Origin of the sequence: uncultured Jannaschia sp., assembly GCF_947494055.1 — a bacterium.
Lineage (GTDB): Bacteria > Pseudomonadota > Alphaproteobacteria > Rhodobacterales > Rhodobacteraceae > Jannaschia.
The window spans coordinates 1-1,622 of record NZ_CANLTR010000124.1; the positions used below are offsets into that span (position 1 = coordinate 1).

Here is a 1,622-nt window from a genome sequence, read left to right on the forward strand (position 1 = left end):
CCAGCGGCGCGTATTTTCTGACCACCGCTCGGGGCGGGCAGCACGGGCGCGTTGATACACCTGATGGCGGTTGGCGAGGAGAGGTCGGTCATCGCCGCGGTGGCGCTGATCGGGCGTCACGAAGCGGATGGCGCTATGGCGATGCTCGAGGTTGTACCAGCGTACGAAGCCCTGAACCCAGACCCGCGCCTCCTCAACTGTCGCGAAGCCTCGGGTCGGCCAGTCGGGCACATACTTGCAGGTCCGGAAGAGCGCCTCGGAGAAGGGATTGTCGTTGGACACCCGCGGGCGGCTGAAGGACGCGGTCACGCCGAGCCGCTCCATCGTGGTCTTCATGGTCGCGCCCTTCATCGGACTGCCGTTGTCCGCGTGCAGGACCAGCGAGCTCGTGAAGCACTTCTCGCTCCAGACCGCGCGTTTCAGGACTCGAGCCGCAGACTCGGCCGTCTCGCGCTCGTAGACCTCCCAGCCAACGATCTTGCGGCTCCAGATGTCGACGATGAGGTAGAGGTAGAAGAACGCTCCCGCGATCGGTCCGGGCAGCCAGGTGATGTCCCACGACCAGACCTGGCACGGCCCCTTCGCCTCGAAACTGGTGGGCGGCTTGCGGCGGGTTGCCGGCCTTGCGCGTCCGCGCCGGTGGTTCTGGCCACGCTCGCGCAGGACCCTGTAGAAGCTGGACTCCGACGCGACCCAGATGCCGCGGTCGGCCAGCCTGGGAACGATCTGGCCGGGCGGGAGGCTCGCGAACTCGGGCGCGGCGCAGGTCGTGACAATGAGGTCGCGCTCTTCGTCGCTCAGCCTGTTGGCAGGCGCGGGGCGTTCCGCGAGAGGACGGCGGTCCTCGCGGACCCCGCCCTCAGGATCCTTCCAACGTTGCAGCGTACGCTCGTGCAGGCCAAGTTCGGCGCAGGCGGCAGGCCGGCGGGCCCCTGCCGCCGTGGCCTCATCGATGAAAGCGATGATGTGTCGGCGATCCGAGGCAGACGTCATTCGTCCTCTCCCCGTCCGGCGCTTCGGTCCGTCCCCAGGACGGCCCGATCCGGCTGGCGCCGGCTCACACCGAACCCCCAGATCGCCTCGGCCTTTTTTCGCAGGATCATCAGTGCGGCGGCCTCGGCCAACGCCTTCTCCTTGCGCGCCAACTCCCGATCCAGCTGCTGGATGCGCTTCTTGTCGTCCTTCGTCTCGCGCGTGATCCGGTGTGCTGCCGCGCGCTCCCAGTCGTTGGCCCGCTCGCAAGCCTCCCGCCAGACGCGGAGCTGCTCGGGAAAGATGCCCCGGTGCCGGCAGTATTCGCCGAGATCGGTCTCATTCATCGAAGCCGTCTCGACCACGGCCACATGCTCGGCGCGGGACGTCCAGCCCTCCGGGCCCGCCTCCGCGTCGGGCAGGAACCGCCCCTTCGCCCGCGCCGCCACCCGCCACTTGGCGTGGCCCGCGAGATCCCTTCCTCCCGCGAAAGCCGCCCCAGGGACACGTTGTTCGGCGGCAGCATCTTCATCAGAACCGCCGCCTTCCTCTCCGGTGAGTAAGCCAAATCGTCATCCTGTCCCGCCCGCCTCAGAATACACTTTCATTGCAAGAGCAGGCGACAACTCCCTGACAGAGGGGGGTTTGGC

The 1,622-nt window shown here is 67.8% G+C and carries 1 pseudogene; it reads right to left on the bottom strand.

Annotation, left to right across the window (positions count from 1 at the left end):
• A pseudogene (locus Q1A87_RS23395) lies at positions 1–1,504 on the bottom strand (IS3 family transposase); the annotation flags it as partial.
• Positions 1,505–1,622 lie beyond the last annotated feature (118 nt).